General features: G+C 71.8%; 17 protein-coding genes. 3 read left to right on the top strand and 14 right to left on the bottom strand.

Annotated elements, in window-relative coordinates; all coding sequences use genetic code 11:
* The first annotated feature begins 12 nt into the window (after window positions 1–12).
* On the top strand, window positions 13–402 hold the full coding sequence (locus ACT3SP_RS12480) for a hypothetical protein (protein WP_444587616.1): 390 nt from the start codon (window positions 13–15) through the stop codon (window positions 400–402).
* 16 nt (window positions 403–418) lie between these two features.
* Here ACT3SP_RS12480 and ACT3SP_RS12475 read toward each other — a convergent pair whose 3' ends face one another.
* The 5 genes from ACT3SP_RS12475 to ACT3SP_RS12455 form a co-directional block, all read right to left on the bottom strand.
* Window positions 419–1,267, bottom strand: coding sequence for a sugar phosphate isomerase/epimerase family protein (locus tag ACT3SP_RS12475; protein ID WP_444587615.1), 849 nt, complete (start codon window positions 1,265–1,267; stop codon window positions 419–421).
* Window positions 1,268–1,356: 89 nt separating this feature from the next.
* Complete coding sequence (locus ACT3SP_RS12470) at window positions 1,357–2,529, bottom strand: Gfo/Idh/MocA family protein (RefSeq protein ID WP_444587614.1); 1,173 nt, start codon at window positions 2,527–2,529, stop codon at window positions 1,357–1,359.
* Window positions 2,530–2,767: 238 nt separating this feature from the next.
* The gene (locus tag ACT3SP_RS12465) at window positions 2,768–4,234 is read right to left on the bottom strand and encodes an MFS transporter (protein WP_444587613.1); all 1,467 of its coding nucleotides are present in this window, start codon (window positions 4,232–4,234) and stop codon (window positions 2,768–2,770) included.
* 543 nt (window positions 4,235–4,777) lie between these two features.
* Window positions 4,778–5,779: a transglycosylase family protein gene (locus ACT3SP_RS12460; protein WP_444587612.1), complete on the bottom strand. Its 1,002-nt coding sequence runs from the start codon at window positions 5,777–5,779 to the stop codon at window positions 4,778–4,780.
* 348 nt (window positions 5,780–6,127) lie between these two features.
* Window positions 6,128–7,048 (bottom strand): macrolide 2'-phosphotransferase, encoded by a 921-nt coding sequence (locus ACT3SP_RS12455; protein ID WP_444587611.1) that lies wholly within the window; start codon window positions 7,046–7,048, stop codon window positions 6,128–6,130.
* Window positions 7,049–7,135: 87 nt separating this feature from the next.
* Here ACT3SP_RS12455 and ACT3SP_RS12450 point away from each other — a divergent pair, with 87 nt between their 5' ends.
* On the top strand, window positions 7,136–7,657 hold the full coding sequence (locus ACT3SP_RS12450; protein WP_444587610.1) for a globin domain-containing protein: 522 nt from the start codon (window positions 7,136–7,138) through the stop codon (window positions 7,655–7,657).
* A gap of 2 nt (window positions 7,658–7,659) precedes the next feature.
* The gene (locus tag ACT3SP_RS12445) at window positions 7,660–8,409 is read left to right on the top strand and encodes a lysoplasmalogenase family protein (protein WP_444587609.1); all 750 of its coding nucleotides are present in this window, start codon (window positions 7,660–7,662) and stop codon (window positions 8,407–8,409) included.
* On the opposite strand, the gene ACT3SP_RS12440 is transcribed toward ACT3SP_RS12445, so the two are convergent.
* The 9 genes from ACT3SP_RS12440 to ACT3SP_RS12400 form a co-directional block, all read right to left on the bottom strand.
* Window positions 8,342–9,733, bottom strand: coding sequence for a TerC family protein (locus ACT3SP_RS12440; protein WP_444587608.1), 1,392 nt, complete (start codon window positions 9,731–9,733; stop codon window positions 8,342–8,344). The two genes, ACT3SP_RS12445 and ACT3SP_RS12440, sit on opposite strands and share 68 nt — an antisense overlap.
* Before the next feature lie 215 nt (window positions 9,734–9,948).
* Complete coding sequence (locus ACT3SP_RS12435) at window positions 9,949–10,275, bottom strand: plasmid stabilization protein (protein ID WP_444587607.1); 327 nt, start codon at window positions 10,273–10,275, stop codon at window positions 9,949–9,951.
* A 97-nt stretch (window positions 10,276–10,372) separates the two neighbouring features.
* Complete coding sequence (locus ACT3SP_RS12430) at window positions 10,373–11,479, bottom strand: baeRF2 domain-containing protein (RefSeq protein WP_444587606.1); 1,107 nt, start codon at window positions 11,477–11,479, stop codon at window positions 10,373–10,375.
* A gap of 131 nt (window positions 11,480–11,610) precedes the next feature.
* The gene (locus ACT3SP_RS12425; RefSeq protein ID WP_444587605.1) at window positions 11,611–12,591 is read right to left on the bottom strand and encodes an ATP-grasp domain-containing protein; all 981 of its coding nucleotides are present in this window, start codon (window positions 12,589–12,591) and stop codon (window positions 11,611–11,613) included.
* Window positions 12,592–12,701: 110 nt separating this feature from the next.
* On the bottom strand, window positions 12,702–13,520 hold the full coding sequence (locus tag ACT3SP_RS12420; protein WP_444587604.1) for an ABC transporter ATP-binding protein: 819 nt from the start codon (window positions 13,518–13,520) through the stop codon (window positions 12,702–12,704).
* Entirely contained in the window at window positions 13,517–14,554 is a 1,038-nt protein-coding gene (locus tag ACT3SP_RS12415; protein WP_444587603.1) for a FecCD family ABC transporter permease, read from the bottom strand. Before ACT3SP_RS12415 ends, ACT3SP_RS12420 begins: the two co-directional genes overlap by 4 nt.
* The gene (locus ACT3SP_RS12410) at window positions 14,551–15,597 is read right to left on the bottom strand and encodes a FecCD family ABC transporter permease (protein WP_444587602.1); all 1,047 of its coding nucleotides are present in this window, start codon (window positions 15,595–15,597) and stop codon (window positions 14,551–14,553) included. Before ACT3SP_RS12410 ends, ACT3SP_RS12415 begins: the two co-directional genes overlap by 4 nt.
* Before the next feature lie 31 nt (window positions 15,598–15,628).
* On the bottom strand, window positions 15,629–16,678 hold the full coding sequence (locus ACT3SP_RS12405) for an iron-siderophore ABC transporter substrate-binding protein (RefSeq protein ID WP_444587713.1): 1,050 nt from the start codon (window positions 16,676–16,678) through the stop codon (window positions 15,629–15,631).
* 392 nt (window positions 16,679–17,070) lie between these two features.
* The gene (locus ACT3SP_RS12400; RefSeq protein ID WP_444587716.1) at window positions 17,071–17,364 is read right to left on the bottom strand and encodes a hypothetical protein; all 294 of its coding nucleotides are present in this window, start codon (window positions 17,362–17,364) and stop codon (window positions 17,071–17,073) included.
* Window positions 17,365–17,525 lie beyond the last annotated feature (161 nt).

Here is a 17,525-nt window from a genome sequence, read left to right as displayed (position 1 = left end):
TAGGGTGGGGCCATGGACATGAAGGTTCCCGAGGACTGCGGAAACTCGCCCCGGATGGCGATCGTGGCGGAGTTCGCCGCGGCCTGGGCGGCGGAGGACGACACGGCCGTGCGCGAGCACCTGCACGAGGACCTCCGCTGGGTGCTCGTCGGCCAGACGCGGGCCGACGGTCCGACGGACGGCGCCGACGGGGCCGGCCCGGTCCCGCCGCCCTTCTCCGCAGAGCGCGGGGAGATCCTCACGGTGCTGAACCACGGCCGCCTCGCCGCCTGCGACGGATATCTGATGCGCGGCGACGAGCGCGTGGACTTCTGCCACGTGCTGCGGTTCGCCGGCACGACGAAGAGTGCGAGGATCCGCGAGGTCCGCACCTACCTGCAGCCCTCGACCGCGGAGGGCTGACAGCGCCCGGGGCCGCTCAGTACCCGATGGAGCGCAGGTACTCGCGGGACTCGCGGATGCAGTCGATCGGGTCGCGGCCGTAGGTGTCGTCCTGCTCGATGAGGAAGTACTCGGCGCCGGCCCGCTCGGCGGCGGGCAGCAGATCCGGCCAGTTCATGTTGCCCTGGCCCACCTCGGCGAACTGGGACAACGACTGGAACACGCCGTGGAACTCCGACCTGTCCATCTCCCCGGACTCGAGCTTCGCCACGGTCTCCGCAGGCAGCGGGGCGACCCGGAAGTCCTTGACGTGGATGAGCTTGCAGGCGCCGGTGTAGGCCTCGAGCATGTCCAGCGGTGCCATCCCGCCGCGCTGGACCCAGTGGAGGTCCACCTCGAACAGCAGCGACGGGGCGACGCGGCGGACGATGTCGAAGATGCGCTCGCCGTCGAACTGGATGAGGTCCACGTGGTGGTTGTGGTAGCACAGCGTGACGCCCTGCTCGGCCAGACGAGCGGCGTAGGGCTCGACCGAGGCGGCCCACTCCTCGCAGGCCTCCTTCGAGGTCATCGCCGAGAGCGGCATCATGCCGATGCGCAGGAAGCGGGCCCCCGTCCTCCGGCAGGCCCCGACGGCGCGGTCGAACTCGGTCTCGAGCGCGAAACCGTTGCCGCCGGGGGCGATCGACGCGCTCATGGCGGCGGTCTCGACGTCGAAGTCGGTCCCGCCGCGCACCAGGTCCTCGATCAGCTCGTCGGTCATCTCCACCTGGGAGACTTCCACGGCGCCGATGTCGAGCTCGCGCACCTGGCGCAGCACCTCGTACATCCCCTGGTCGTTGATCTGGTCCTTGAGCATCATGAGCTGGAGTCCGAGGACGGGCATGGGTGTTCTCCTTCGACGTGTGCGTTATGGGGTGGTGGGGTGCGGCCCGGGCCGACGACAGGGCCCGCCCCGGGCCGCACCGGGGGTGCTCAGGAGCGGGCCCCGAACTTCCCCTCGGCCTCGATGCGCCGGTTGAGCTCGGCGAGGTACTCCTCGGCCGGGTAGTCCACGAGGTCGATCTCGCGGCCGGTCCAGGCCGACAGCTGCATGCCCGAGGCCAGGCGCACGCCGTTGATCCCCTCGGCGCCGTCGGCGATCAGCGGGGTGCCGTCGTTGACGTGCGCGGCGAAATTGCTGAGCACGTCGATGTGCTGCTGGCCCCAGGCAGACTCGTACTCCTTCTCCTCGACCGTGTAGGTGTCGGAGGGGTCCACCTCGCCGCGGAAGAGCCGGGCGACGTCCTGCATGGACAGCGTGTCGCTCAGCGCGCGCTCGTCCTCGGTGAGGCGGTACACGGTCACCTTCTTCGAGGAGTCCACGACGATCTTGCCCTTGTCGAAGAGCATCTCCAGGCGGTCGGTGCCGATGATGTCGTTGGTGGAGGTCATGAAGTGGCCGGTCGCGCCGTCGCCGAAGTCGACCAGCGCATTGACCTCGTCCTCGGTCGCGATGTCGCGCCGGAAGCCGAAGGCGAGCTTCGCGAACACCTTCTGCGGCGTGCCGCACAGCCACTGCCACAGGTCCAGCTGGTGCGGGGCCTGGTTGACCAGCACGCCGCCGCCCTCGCCGCCCCAGGTCGCGCGCCACTCGGACTGGTCGTAGTAGCCCTGCGGGCGCCACCAGGTGGTGATGATCCAGGAGGTGTGGCGCAGCGCGCCGAGCTCACCGGAGTCGATGAGCGCCTTGAGGTCCGTGTAGACGGGATTGGTGCGCTGGTTGAACATGATCGCGAAGGTGGTCTCGGGATGCTCGGCCGCGAAGGCGTTCATCTCCTCGACCTGCTTCGTGTAGACCCCGGCCGGCTTCTCGGTGAGGGTGTGGATGCCCTTGCCGATCGCGGTGATCGTCATCTCCGGGTGGAGGAAGTGGGGGACGGTGGTCACCACGGCGTCGACGTCGCCGGAGTCGAGCATCGCGAGGTGGTCGTCGTAGAAGGGCACGCCCGGGTGCTTCTCCGCGGCGAGCTCCTTCTTCGCGGGGTCGACGTCGGCGATGGCGCCGAGGGTCATGCCCGGCACCCTGCCCTCGCTGATGACACCGGCGTACATGCCGCCCTGGGTGCCGAGTCCGATGATGCCGAGCCGAACGTTCTTCTCCGACATGCTGTCTCCGTTCTGTGGTGGGTGGTCGTGGTCGCCGTGGTCGCCGTGGTCGCCGTGGTCGCCGTGGACGGGTGGACGGGTGGGCGGGTGGGGGATGGTCGTGGTCTGTGGGCGGCGGGGCGGGCGCGGGGCCCGCCGACGGATGCGGTGCCGATGACCTGCGGGCAAGCGGTCTCCGATATGAGCCTACCGCCGTCGGCCGCCTCGATCCGAGGCGCGGCCGACGGCGGGGGCCCGCTCAGGCCTCGCGGTTCTCGGCAGCGGCGGCGTGGCGCTCCTCGAGCAGCGCGACGTTCTCGTCGACCCGCTTCTTGGACAGCGGATACCAGAAGGCCAGCGCCAGCACGGAGGCGAGGGCGAGGCCTGCGGGGAGCAGGGTCGAGAGGTTGTAGATGCCCTCGAGCACGCTCTCGGGCTGCTGCACCCCGCCGGGCAGGTAGCCGATCCAGCCGAGTGCCCAGCCGGAGAGGCCGCCGGCGATCGCCTGGCCCAGCTTGCGGGCCCAGGAGTACATGCCGTAGACCGTGGCGTCGTTGCGCTCGCCGGTGCGGATCTCCTGGTGGTCGATCACGTCGGTGATGAACGCCCAGATGAGGATGTTCAGCGCCGCGACGCCGAGCATCAGCAGCGCGTAGCCGACCATGAACACGTAGGGGCTGTCGGTGCGGATCAGGAACAGTGCCACGCCCGAGAGGACGGCCAGCGTCATGCCGACCACGCCCACCTCCTTCTTCCCGAAGACCTTGGCGAGCTTGGAGGCGAAAGGCACCAGCAGCAGGGTGGGGGCGAGGCCCACGAAGTTGACCGCGCTGAGCAGCTGGCCGTTGTTGAAGTACTCGTTGAGCAGGTACGGCATCATGCCGCCGAGCATCATGAAGGCGATCAGCATGAACAGCGACGTCGCGATGAGGCCGGTCAGGCCGCGGTTGGTGACCAGGGTGCCCATCATCTGCACGAAGCCCATGCGCTGCTCGCGGGGCTTGGGAGGCGTCTCGATCCGCTCCTCGACGTTCACGAAGCACAGCAGGTAGCAGATGACCGCGAGGATGCCGCAGCCGGCGGCCGCCAGCATCATCCGGGTGCCGGAGATCTCCGAGCGGCCGGCGACCTGGACGAACACGATCAGCGGCAGGAGCACGGAGATCGCGAGGTTCGCGAGGGTGGCGCCGAGGGAGCGGAACACCGAGAGCGAGGCGCGTTCACCGGGCTTGTTCGAGATCACCGAGGCCATCGAGCCGTAGGGGATGTTGATCAGGGTGTAGAAGACCGAGCCCCACAGCACGTAGGTGACGATCATCCAGCCCAGGCGGGTGCCGTAGCTGCCGTCCTGCAGGAAGGGCGAGAACATCAGGAACGCGGCGACGGTGACCGGCAGGCAGATGCGCAGCAGCCACGGCTTGAAGCGGCCCGAACGGCCCGGCTTCATCACGTCGATGAGGCGACCTGCGCCCACATCGGTGAAGGCGTCGAGGATGCGGGCGGCGAAGAGCAGGGTGCCCACGTGCGCGGCGTTGATGCCCATGACATTGGTGTAGAAGATCAGGAAGAACGTGGACTGGAGGATGAACGTGAAGTCGTTCCCCCAGTCGCCGAACATGTAGCCGATCTTGTCCCGGAAGCCGAAGGGGCGCTGGCCCGTCGGCGTCGTCGACATCGGCGGGGCGGGCTTCCCCGGTGTGGGAAGAGTGTGCTGCGGGATGCTCATCGTCGTGCTCCTCGAGGCTCATCGTTGAGTAGCGGCGAGCGTCCGGGCGCCTCTGGGCGCCGGGGTGCTGACTCGCTGTGCTCGCCGGGGGCAGCCGGGCGAGCGGTGGTCCGAGTCTGGCGAGACGGCAACTTCTCACGACCTTGTTGCCAGGAGTTGCACGACGGGAAGCTGCTTCGAAGAGTGTCAACTCATGAGTAGCAATCCGTTCACCTGGGGAGTTGCGATAGTGGGCGCGATGAGAGCCGTGTCACTGCAGCGGCGGCACCGGCGCGGAGGACGGAAATATTGCCGCCGGTTGCCCTCGGGGCTGGGTTTCCCGCCAGGTCCGGGGCGCCGTCGGATCCGGGACGTCGGCAGGCCTGGGACCCTCCCAGGTCCGCGCGCGCGAGGGTCTCGACGCCTCCGGGAGGTCGACGGCGTCGTCGGCGGCACGACGAGGGACGGCCGGGCCACCGGTAAGGGTGACCCGGCCGTCCGGGGGAGTGCGGCGAGGCCGCTCCGCGGCTGCAGCCCTCTGCAGGGCCGCGGCCGCCGTGGGGATCAGTAGAGGTTCAGGAAGGTCTGCAGGATCTCCACGGTGTCCTCGTCCATCTCGTCGGAGCCGTTCTGCTCGGCGCCGACCTCGTGCTGGAGGCCCGCGACGGTCTTCTCGCCGACGGTGCCGTCCTGGTCGGTCCCGACCCAGGCCTGGAGCGCGAGGGTGGTCTCCTCGTTCATCTCGCCGGTCTGCTCCACGCCCAGCCAGTCCTGCAGCGCGGTGACGGTCTTCGGGCCCATCGTGCCGTCGACCTCGAGGGTGCCGGCGACGGAGAGGTCGCCCGTGGCGTGGGAGCCGGCCTCGGACTCCTGCGCCGGCTGCTCCTGCTGCTCCTCCTGCTGTGCCGGCTCCTGCTCCTCCTGCTCGGGCTGCTCGGTCTCCTTGGTGAAGCCGTTCTCGTCGCAGTTGCCGGGGATGCCGTCGCCGTCGCAGCTCCAGTCGCCCTGGGGCTCGGAGCTCTCGCGCTCGGCCGAGCGGTCCGCCTGCTGCTCGGACTCACGGCTCGGCGTGGAGTCCTGCTGGTCGCCGTCCTGCGCGGAGTCCTGCGAGGAATCGGAGTCCGAGGAGTCGGAGTCCGAGGAGTCGGAGTCCTCCGGTGCGGGAGCGCCGCCGGTGTCCGCACCGCCGGTGAGGTGGACGCCGCAGTTCGGCCAGGCGCCGGCGCCCTGACCCGCGAGGACCTTCTCGGCCACCGCGATCTGCTGGCTCTTGGAGGCCTGGTCGGCACTCGGCGCGTACTCGGTGCCGCCATAGCCCTCCCAGGTCTGCTGGGAGAACTGCAGGCCGCCGTAGTAGCCGTTGCCGGTGTTGATGGACCAGTCGCCGCCGGACTCGCACTGAGCGACCTCGTCCCAGCCGCCGGCCGCGTTCGCGGCGGTGCCGGTGCTGAGCATGCCGGCGGCGACGAAGGCGCCGCCGGCGAGGGCGACCGCCGAGCGCGTCAGGCTGCGGCGCATCGGGGAGGCGGTGGGGGTTCTCTTGGCGTGCGTGCTCTGCTTGGACATGGACACGTCCTCTCGCATATCTCGCGGGTGCGCGAAGCCCGCAGGCGGCGGGTCTCGCGGTGTCGAACGTCGGCCACGCTAGGGGGTCCCCTCCCCGTCCCGGCAAGCAGTCCCGGGGGGAGATGACGGAGATTTGACCGTTCCTCGACGCGGCGACAACTCGCGTCTTGACGTCAAGCGGGGCTGTGCCCAGGGGTGATGCTCCGGAGGGTGGGTGGGCGTCCGCGAGTGTGAGATGACCTCGGCGGTGTCGCCCAGGTCACTGCGCAGAGGACGACCGCGCCACGGGCGCCGTCGGCCCCGCAGGCGACGCAGGCGACGCCACCGGCTCCTCGTCCGGCTGCGCGCTCAGCCCGCGTCGGGCGGGTTCAGCACCGCGGCGGCCGCCTCCCGATGCTCGGCAGCGCCGGTCTCGAGCGCGAAGAGCCCGTACCCGATCGGACCGGCGGAGAACATCTCGGCGCAGTGCTCCGCGCAGCGCGGCCAGAGGCGCCCGCCGCCCGCGGTGTAGGCGGCGGTCGCGAGCTCGAACACCTCGGGTGGGGCGCTGACCTGGTGGAACATCAGGTCCTTGGCGGGGTCGCCGATCGCGGCGGTGGTCCAGTCGAGGATCCCCGAGATGCGCTCGCCCTCCACCAGGGTGTGGCCCGGGTAGATCTCGCCGTGGGTGAGCACCGAATGCTGCGGCCAGTAGCTGTCCTCGGCGATCCAGGCCTCCCACCGCTCCCGCAGCGACGCGGCGATCTCGAACGCCCCGGCGACCCTCTCGAGATCTCGGCTCCACGCCTCCCGCACCTCCGTGGGGGTGCGGACCTCGATGCCCGTCGCGGCCGCCTCGTCCTGGTCGATCGCGTGCAGCTGCGCGACGACCGACCCCAGCGATTCCGCATAGGTGCGGGAGGTGATGTCGAGGTGCCAGGTCACCTCGCCGTCGGCGGCGACGCTGAGCGCCGGTTCGCCGGGCAGCAGGGGATAGGCGATCAGGGCGGAGGTGCTGATGCGCCAGTCGGGCACGGCGACCTCGAGCTGCGGTGCGATCGCCGCCAGGAGCCGCCCCTCGACCTCCGCGCGGTCGAGCACGTCGGGCCGGCGGGGGATGCGCAGCACCCAGTCCCGGCCGTCATGAGCCCGGGCGATCGCGACCCGGAAGTCGAGCCCGATCTCCTCGGTGCGCAGGGTGCTCCCGTCGAGGTCGAGACCGTGGGCGGAGGCGAGAGACAGCAGCGCGTCCAGATCGTCGGGAGGGGTGGGGACGTCGTGGTCGGACATCGCCCCAGCGTGCCATCGCGGGTGCGGACGTCGCCAGGGCTTTTCCCCCGCCGCAGGGACGCGTAGCCTTGTCATGTGCGCGGGAGCATGCGACGGAGCATCTACGAGGCGGCAGGCGGCATGGACGCCATGGAGCGGGTCGCCCGGCAGTGGCATGTCGAGGCGCTCGCGGACCCCCTCGTCTCCCACGCCTTCTCGCACGGATACGCCGAGGACCACGTGGACAGGCTCGCGTGCTATCTCGCAGAGGCGCTCGGCGGGCCGGAGGCGTACTCCCGTCGGTACGGTGCCCCCGCGCACGTGGACCGGCTGCATGCGGGCAACGGCTCCCATGAGGAGATGGACGCCGCAGCGATCGCGGCCTTCGCCCGCGCGGTCCGGGCGGCCGCCGTCCCGGAGCCGGCGGCTCGCGCCCTCACCGACTACTGGGCCTGGGCCACTCGCGGGCCGATGGCCGCGCATCCCGACTCCGCTGCCTCGGTGCCCGCCTCGCAGGGGGTCCATCGGTACGGCTGGGGCGGACCGCTGAGCAGCCCCGTTCCCGACCAGGACTCCGACCCGGGCACCGACATCGACCCGGACACCGACACCGGCTCCGCCGAGGGGTGACCATGCGGGCCGCGATCGCCGGGCTGGTCGTGGTCTCCGCCGTCCATCTCGCGGCGCAGCTGCTCGGCCTGGTCGTTCTCGCGGCGCTCACGCAGGTGCTGCTGATGCCGCTGCTGGCGCTCGCACTGTGGCGAGGAACCCGGAGCCCTCGCGCCCGTCTCGTGACCCTGGTGCTCGTCGCCCTCGGCTTCTCCTGGATCGGCGACGTCATCCCGCGCCTGGTCGGCGGGGACGCCGGTTTCCTGGGGATGGTGGGCGGCTTCCTGGTCGCGCAGCTCGTCTACGCGGCGGCCTTCTGGCCGTATCGGCGAGGCTCCCTGCTGGGCGGGGGCCGGACCGATCGCGGGAGGTGGGGGCGCCGTGCGGCACTGCTGCCCTATCTCGCGGTGGCGCTGGTGACCGTCGTGCTGAGCGCAGCGGGGGCCGGGCCGCTGCTGCCGGCGGTGATCCTCTACGCCGGGGCGATCACGGTGATGGCGGTGCTGTCCACCGGCGTGGGCCGTCTCGGCGGGCTCGGCGGCGCGGTGTTCATGGTCTCCGACGCGCTGATCGCCCTGGAGGCCTTCGCTGTCCTGACCCTCCCGGCGCACCCGGTCTGGGTGATGACCACGTACATCACCGCCCAGCTGCTGATCGTGCTGGCGGTGCACCGCCTCGCCGTCCCGCACGTGCGCGGGGGGAGGGTCAGCGACGGCGACTCGCGGCGTGATCCGCCTTGGCCTGCTCCCGCTCGCGATGCTTGGCCTCCTTGAGGGCGAGGTCCTCCTCCTCCTGGGCCACGGTGATGACGTTGCCGCTGGGGTCGGTCGCGACGGTGCCGTCGGGGCGGGTGACCACGAGGCCCGCGGGCTGGTCGTCGGAGCGCTCCCCGCGCTCGTTGTGCGCGAGGCGCGCGTCATGGATCCGGTGGGCGTCGGCCAGCAGGTCGCGCACGTTCTTCTCGGCCACGACGATGTCCTCGTACTTCGCCGGGAGCCCGTCGACGATCTTCTCGTGGGAGATCATGCGGTCGTACATCGCGTCGCGCCGCTCCTCGAAGGTCGCATAGGTCATCTCGATGTATGCCTGCGCCTCGCGGTGGGCGTCGTTCACGGCGGCCTGCGCCCGCCCCTTGGGGGAGAACAGCGAGGCGAGCACCGTGATGGTGAGGACCCCGATGATGACGGTCAGCGAGAGCGAGGTGGTGATCTCGGGGACGGCGTGGATCGGCTCGCCGCCGTTGAGGAAGAACAGCTCGTTCTCGTGCAGCGCGTGGACGACCAGCTTCACGCCGATGAAGGCGAGGATGATCGACAGGCCGTAGGAGAGGTACACCAGGCGGTCCAGCAGGCCGTCGATGAGGAAGTACAGCTGGCGCAGGCCGAGCAGCGAGAACACCGTCGCGGTGAACACGATGTAGGTGTTCTGGGTCAGGCCGAAGATCGCGGGGATCGAGTCCAGGGCGAACAGCAGGTCGGTGCCGCCGATCGCGATCATGACCAGGAGCATCGGGGTGAGGACCCGCTTGCCGTTCTCGATCGTGAAGAGCTTGTCGCCGTCGAACTCGTCGGTCGCCGGCAGGACCTTCTGCACCAGGCGGACGAAGATGCCGTCCTCCTGCTCCGCGTCGGGGTCGTGCTTGAGCTCCTCGATGATCATCTTGGCAGCGGTGTACAGCAGGATCGCGCCGAAGAGGTAGAAGGCCCAGGAGAACGCATCGATCGCGGCCGCGCCGAGCGCGATCATGCCCGAGCGGGCGATGATCGCGAAGGTGATGCCGAACAGCAGCACCTTCTGCTGGTCCTCCCGGGGCACCGAGAAGGCGCCCATGATCACGAGGAACACGAAGAGGTTGTCGACCGAGAGCGCCTTCTCGGTGACGTAACCGGCGAAGTACTCGGTGCCCATGTCCGCGCCGCCGAAGACGAGCACGCCGACGCCGAACAGCAGGGCGATGCCGACGTAGATGGCCGACCAGACGGCGGCTTCGCGGATGGTGGGGATGTGCGCCTTGCGCACGTGGAAGAAGTAGTCGAAGGCCAGGAGGCCGAGGACACCCACGATGGTGAGGGCCCAGACGAGGGGAGAGACGCTCATGGTTCTGCTTTCCGGGGTCGGGTCGTGGACCCGGGTCTCTCCACCCGTCGATCTGCTCGATGGGCCACCGCGCCCGGAGGTCTGATGTCAGTCCTCGTGATGACGTGCGCAGCGTGGCGGATACTCCCCCGTTGCCGACTCGGATTCTACATGGGCGACCCGGCTCCCGGGGAAGGGGCTGCGAGGGGCATCACGGCGCGGCGGGCGACGTCGGATCATCGATCCTCGACCGCGTCCCGCAGCTCCTCCTTGTCCATCTGCGAGCGCCCCTCGACGCCCTGGCGCTTCGCGTCCTGGTAGAGCTGCTCCTTCGTGCGGCCCTCCGCGCCGCTGTGGGAGCGCTCGCCGCCGCGCTCGGACGGGGACTTGTCCTCGAGCGATGTGCGGTCGGCCTCTCGGGACTCGCCCTCCTGCGCACGGGTCTTGTTCACGGTGCGGGCGGCGACCTCCTCGGCCTCCTGCTCGGAGGCGCCCTGCTCGCGCTTCCCCTCCTTGATGTGCTGGTACTGCCGCTCGCGCTTCGCGCTCCAGGCCTCGGGCATCGTGGTCCTCCTCGTGCGGTGGTCCTGCCCTGCGCCGTCGCGGCCACAGGGCGGGGCGGTGTGGTCCCCGACCGACCGGCCGGACGCCTGTGCCCGATCACTCGCGGCGCGAGTCCCCGGACATCGATCCGATGCTGTTGGACGGGGTGGTCCCGTCGCGCCAGCGCAGCAGCGCGCCGACGCCCTCCGGGATCCCGTCGGCGCCCTCCTCGAGGGCGGAGACGGCCGCATCGGTGGCCAGAGCGCCCCGCAGCAGCTCCTCGATGCCGGCCGGTTCGTGGCCGCTGGCGAAGACGAGCTCCTCGACCTGACCGCGCTCGAGCGCCTGGGAGACCTCGCTGGCACCGCCCACGGAGGCGCCGTCGCGGGCCTGGCTCTCCTGGAAGCGGGTGGCGAGCTCCTGCTGGCGCGCGGCGATGAACTCGCCCGTGGCGCGCGTCAGCTCCTCGCGGAAGGGTCCCTTGTCCAAGGGGGCGCCCCGGGATCCGCTGGAGATCTCGATCAGCCGGTCCCGGGTCTCCTTGCCCAGGGCGTCGCGCAGCAGACCCATGGCGCGCACGTCGCCGCTGAGCATGACCATGTCGACCCGGTGCTCGCGCAGCGTCTTCTCGACGGCGGCGGCGACGGCGTCCGCATTGCGCTCCCAGGAGTCCTCGACACGCGCCTGGGAGTTGTTCGCCCGCCATCCGTGCTGGGAGCCGCCGCCCAGGTTCGCCTTGTGCAGCACGTCGTGCCCGCCCTCGACGGTCGCGTCCTCGCCCAGGCCGTTGGGGCCGTGGGCGATCGAGGGGTTCTCCGGGGCGCGCAGGTGGAGGTCGGCTCCGGCCCGATCCACGACGACGAGCAGCTGGCTGACCGCGAACGGGGTCAGCTGCAGCAGCGGGAGCAGCTGGGGGAACTCTCCGCGGTGCGCGGACTCCTGCAGCGGCGGGGCGGGGAGCACCCGGTCCACCAGGATCCCCTCGTCGGTGGCGAAGATCGATCGGCCGTGCCGACCGCCCAGCGGGGACGGGCTCAGCACCGTCTCCTCGATGGCGGCGAGCACCGCGTCGGGTGCGCCGTCGGCGTGCAGGCGGGCACGCATCTGCGCCCACCGCGCCTCGAGCTCGCCGGCCGCGTGCGGATCGGTCCGGGTGGTGTCGAGATGGACCGAGAGGAAGGGGCCGGACTGTTCGAGGACGGGCGTGAGCCAGGGCAGTTTCACAGGGGACCTCCGACGTGCTCGACGTGCGGGGGAGCGAGGGTCCCGATGGGCCTCGTCGCCCCGCCTGGGTCTGCTCAACCCTTCCACGCGGCGTCGGTCCTCGCAAGCAGGAGCCGCGGGGGCGGGACTCCTCAGACGGGTGTCGAGGATCCCGACGGGAGCGCGGCGTCGACGGGCTCCTCCGCCTGCAGCAGGGCCCCCAGCCAGCGGGCGATGCGGCGAGCGGCGGAGACCTCCAGCGCGTCCTCGACCTCGGGGTTGTAGTTGGTGTTGGTGTTGATGTCGTAGGGGACGGTGCGGCCGTCGACCGTCCTCATGTACTCGACCCCCGCGATCTCGATGCCGAGCTCCGCCAGCAGCGCCGCGAAGCGCCGGATCAGCGGATCCTCGGCGGTGACCTCCGGACGGAGGCGGAACATCGGCTCGGACGACGGGAGCGCGCAGGCCTCGGCGGGGCACAGCTCGAAACCGCCCTGCGAGGTGTCGACCCGGACCGCGTACACGAACTCGCCCCCGACGAACTCCGCCCGCGTGATCGCGGGCTCCTCGGAGACCAGCAGCTCCTGCAGCAGGGTGATGCCGTCGGCCGCCTCCTCGAAGTCCGCCCCCCGGACGTAGGCCGCGAAGGACTCGTGGTCGTCGAAGCGTCGGACCCCCAGGCCCTTGCCGCCCTGGTTGTGCTTGGTGAGGAAGGGGGCCTCGAAGCCCTGGGCCGCCTCCACCAGTCCCTCGCGTCCGAACACCGCGAGGGTGCGGGGGACGTCGAACCCCGCCCGCCGCAGGGCGGCGTGCTGGAGGATCTTGCTGACCTCGAGATCGGCGATCGGCTGGCCGTTGACGACCCGTCGGCCCCAGGAGTGCGCCCAGGCGGTCACCGAGCGGGCGGCGTCCTTCGCCAGCGGTGCCCCGCGGGTGTGGGAGGAGGCGCTGAGCCGGGACCAGATCACGCCGCGCGGCGGCTCCGCGTCCAGGTCGAGGGTGCCCGTGCCGAGCGGCCATTCCACGAGCGGCACGCCCTCGGCCTCGAAGGCCCGGCGGAAGGGCGGCAGCCACTCGGGGTTGTCGTGCAGCACGTGCACCGCGGGCTGCGCTGCGGCGGACGGGTCGGGCATCATCTGCTCCTTGGGGTGACGAAAGCTGACCTTCAGCGTAGTCGCTGCGGCCGCGGTGCAGTCGCTGCGGCCGCGCCCCGTGGGCGCGAGCCGGCCCGGGGGAGCGCGGGTCAGGCGGTCCCGGGGCGGGGCGCCGTGCGGTGGCGCCCGATGGGCAGCATCAGCGGAGTGCCCGAGACCGGGTCGGTGATGATCCGGCTGTCCAGACCGAACACCGCCGCCACCCTCGCCTCGGAGAGCACCTCCGCCGGCGGGCCGCAGGCGGCGACCTCGCCGCCGGCGATCATGACCAGCTGATCGCTGTACCGCGCGGCCAGGTTCAGGTCGTGCAGCACCATCGCGACCGTGATCCCGCGGACATGGTTGAGGTCCGTCAGCAGATCCAGCACCTCGATCTGGTGGCTCACGTCGAGGAAGGTGGTGGGCTCGTCCAGCAGCAGCAGGTCGGTGTCCTGGGCCAGCGCCATCGCGATCCACACCCGCTGCCGCTGGCCGCCGGAGAGCTCGTCCACCGGCCGCTCGGCGAGGTCCGCGGTGCGGGTAGCGTCCAGCGCCGCGGCGACCGCCTCGTCGTCGGCGGCGGACCACCGCGAGAAGATCCCCTGATGGGGGTGGCGCCCCCGCCCCACCAGGTCCGCGACCGTGATCCCCTCGGGAGTGATCGGGGCCTGGGGCAGCAGGCCCAGCGTGCGGGCCAGCTGCTTCGCGGGCATGCGGTGGACCTGCTCCCCGTCGAGCAGCACCCGGCCGCGGCGCGGGGTGAGCAGACGGGACATGGAGCGCAGCAGCGTGGACTTGCCCGAGGCGTTGGCGCCCACGATCGCGGTCACCTTCCCCGGCAGCAGATCCAGGTCGAGCCCCTCGATCACGGTGCGCTCGCCGTAGCCGAGCGTGAGGTCCTGCACCTGCAGGGTGTGGTCGGTGGTCACAGGGAGCTCCCTCGACGGTTGACGCGGACGATGAGGTACAGCAGGTAGGGCGCGCCGAGCACGCCGGTGACGACGCCGACCGGGTAGCGGGTCCCGGTGGCGAACTGGCCCACCAGGTCCGCGACCAGCACCAGCAGGGCGCCGACCGCGGCGGCGGGGAGCAGCGGTGAGCTGCCGGGGCCGACGATCCGGGCGGCGATCGGGCCGGCGAGGAAGGCGACGAAGGCGATCGGGCCGCTCGCGGCGGTCGCGAAGGCGATCAGGCCCACCGCGGCGACCACCACGACCAGGCGGGTGCGGCCCACCCGCACGCCGAGCGCCTGGGCGGTGTCGTCGCCGAGCTGGGTGGCGCGCAGCTCCGCTCCCCGCGACAGCAGCACGGGACCGAGCACCACGAGCGCCGCCAGCACCGGCAGCGCCTGCTCCCAGGAGGTGTTGTTCAGGCTCCCGGTCAGCCAGCGCAGCGCCTCCTGCAGGTCCCACTGGCCCGCCTTCGACAGCACCCAGTCGGTGAGGCTCGTGAGCATCGCGGAGATGCCGATGCCCACCAGGATCAGCCGGGTCCCGACCACGCCGCCGCGGTAGGAGAGCAGGTAGATGGCCAGTGCCACCGCCAGCCCGGCCACGATGGCCAGCAGCGAGACCGCGGGGCCGGACAGTCCCAGGATCACGATGCCGAAGGCCGCGGCGGCGCTCGCCCCCGAGGAGATGCCGATGATGTCCGGGCTCGCCAGCGGATTGCGGAGCATGGTCTGGAAGGTCACCCCGCCCAGCCCGAAGCAGGCGCCCGCCAGCACCGCGAGCACGGCGCGCGGGAGGCGCAGCCTGCCCACGGTGAAGCTCGCTCCGGGCACGTCCTGGCCCTGGAGCACGGCGATCACCTCCGCGGGCGGATAGGTGGTGCGCCCGACCATGAGGGTCAGGCAGAACACGGCGAGGATCGCCGCGGTGAGCGCGCCGATGGTCAGCGCGGCGCGGCGACCGCGCCGCCGGCGCACCGCGGCGACGCGCTCGAGGGTGGTCGGGGTGCTCACAGGTGGGCCAGCTTCTGCCGGCGCACGATGGCGATGAAGAACGGAGCGCCCAGCAGGGCGGTGACGATGCCGACGGCGAGCTCGTCCGGGCGTGCCACGATGCGGCCCAGCACGTCCGCGGCGGTCAGCAGCGCCGCGCCCGCGACGGCGCTGAAGGGCAGCAGCCAGCGGTGGTCGGAGCCGATCAGCAGCCGGCAGGCGTGGGGGACCACCAGGCCGACGAAGCCGATCGGGCCGGTCACGGCGGTCGCCGCGCCGCACAGCACCACCGCTCCGAGGGCGGAGACGGCGCGGGTGAGCGCGACCCGCTCGCCGAGTCCGGCGGCGAGCTCGTCGCCGAGCGCGAGCGTGTTCAGGCCGCGCGCGCTGAGCAGGCACAGCACCAGACCCACCAGCAGGAAGGGGCCCACCTGCTGCAGGGACGCGTAGGTGCCGCCGCCCACGCCGCCGATCTGCCAGGAGCGCACGCTGTCGCCGATGTCGGAGCGGGGGAGCACCACGGCGCTGATGAACGAGGTCAGGGCCGCGCCGGTGGCGGCGCCGGCGAGGGCGAGCTTGAGGGGCGTGGCACCGCCCTGCCCGAGCGAGCCCAGGGTGTACACCAGCAGCGCGGTCAGGGCGGCGCCGAGGATCGCGACCCAGATGTAGGAGGAGGCGGCGGCGAGACCGAACCACGCGATGCCGACCACCACCGCGAGGGAGGCGCCCGTGTTGATGCCGAGGATGCCGGGATCGGCCAGCGGGTTGCGGGTCACGCCCTGCATCACCGCGCCGGAGACGCCGAGCGCGGCACCCGCGAGGACGGCGAGCAGGGTGCGGGGGACGCGCTTGGCGACCGCGGCGGGACCGAAGCCGTCGGTGGACCCGCCGAGGGCGGCGAGGATGTCCCCGGGGCCCACCTCGCGCGATCCGATCGTCACCGAGCAGGCGGCGATCAGCACCAGCGCCGCCGTGAGCAGGAGCAGTCGGAGCGCGCGAGCGCGGGACGAGCGCCGCAGGAGAGCGGAGGTCGTCCCGTGCGCGGTGGGAGCGGTGGTGGTCATGGAGCGGTGCCGGCCCTCGAGGGAGCGCTGATCAGGCGGAGGCGCCGGCCGCGCGCTCGAGCTCGACGAGGTACTCCTCGAGGATGTACGAGATCGCCAGCGGGGTGGGGTTCGCGGCGGTGCCCAGCGGGCTGTCACCGGGCAGGTGCACCACGGCGCCGTTCCTCACGGCCGGCATCTGGGAGAGCAGCGGATCCCCTTCCAGGGCCTCGACCAGCGCCGCGTCCCCGTAGGTCACGATGATCTCGACGTCGTCGAACACGTCGGCCTGCTCCGCGCTCACCGAGGAGGAGAACTCCTCGGTCTCGGCGGAGGCGTCCTGCACGCTCTTCGCGATCGTCATCCCGAGGTCCTCGAAGAACATGGTGCGGGTGTCGTGGGCGGTGTAGAAGTTCACCGTGGACAGGTCCGAGGTGTCCACGTGGGTGAGGAACATGACGGACTTCCCCTGGATCCCGGGGTGCTCCGCGACGGCGGCCCCGATCTGCTCCTCGAGCTCGGTGATCAGGGCCGCGCCCTCGTCCGCCAGGCCCAGGCCCGCGGCGTTGACGGTGATCATGTCCCGCCACGAGGTGCCCCAGGCGACCTCGGGGAAGGGGATCGTGGGGGCGATCTCGGAGAGGGTGTCGTAGTCCTCCTGCGTGAGCCCGGAGTAGCCGGCGAGGATCACCGACGGGCCGGTGTCGGCCACTCCCTCGAAGTCGATGCCGTCGGACTCGTCGAACAGCACCGGGGTCTCGGCGCCGAGCTCCTCGAGCTTCGCCTCGACCCAGGGCAGCAGGCCGTTGTCGTCGTCGTCGCCGAAGTTCGCGGCGGCCATCCCGGCGGGGACGACGCCGAGGGCGAGGGGCACCTCGTGGTTCGCCCAGGCCACGGTGGTGACGACGTCCACGGTCTCGGGGATCTCCGTGGTGCCGAAGGCGTGCTCGACGGTGGTCGCGCCGCCGGCATCGGTGCCGTCCGCGCCGTCCGCCCGGTCCCCGCCGTCCTGCCCGGAGCTGTCCGAGGAGCATGCGGCGAGCACGGCGGCCAGAGCGGCGGCGGAGCCGCCGGCGAAGAGACGACGGGACAGGAGGGTCATGGGGACACCTTTCGGGGGACCGCGGAGCGGCGAGGGGCCGAGCCCGGGCGGGGTCGGAGCTGCGAGGAGGTGTCCCCTGGCGGGGCGCGGTCCGGGGCCTCGCCGCGCAGGGCGAGGGGTGCCGGGGCCCGACGGCCGACGGAGGCGCCTCGATGCACAGCTTAGGTTTGCCTCACCAAAGTTAGTGCGTGGACGCGCTGTCCGCAAGTTCGCGGAGGGGGCGGCCGGTGGTGCAGTGCGGGCGGGAGCAGGGTGGTCGCCTCGCGCGCACGGGGGAGTGTGCGCGAGCTCACGCCGAGGTGCCCCGGCCGGGAGGCGCGGCGGGCGGCGGCTCTCGGCACCGGGGATCGTCCGGTCCTCGCCAGGGACGTCACGGCACCGGTGGCGGCTCCTCAGACGCCGACGCCCGCGAAGGCACCCCGGAAGCGCGCCGCCGGATGCTCCGCGGGCAGCGTGTCCGTGCCGTTCAGCCGGCTGCGCAGCGTGCCGCACTGCTCCGGCAGCCGCCCGCGCTCCCGCAGGATCGGAGAGACCAGCTCGGCGAAGTCGCGGACGGTGTCGTAGGAGTGGTACTGGCGCAGGTTGATGCCGTCGATGCCGTCGACGTCGAGCCAGTGCTCGATCGCATCGGCCACCACCTCGGGGGTGCCGGCGACGAAGAAGCGGTCCTGCCACGCCTCGTCCACCGAGTCCAGCAGCTCGCCGACGGTCGAGGCGCCGCTGCGGCGGCCGACGGGCGTGTCCGGGGGGGAGCCCCTCGGCCTCGAGGGCCTCGGCGATGGTCCGGTCGCGGGGATGGTCCATGGCGCGGATCGGCACGGACTGGTGCACGAGCATGCCCTCGGTG

The sequence above is a fragment of the Brachybacterium sp. AOP43-C2-M15 genome (assembly GCF_052446295.1).
GTDB lineage: Bacteria > Actinomycetota > Actinomycetes > Actinomycetales > Dermabacteraceae > Brachybacterium.
This window is presented reverse-complemented; position numbering and strand designations above follow the sequence as displayed.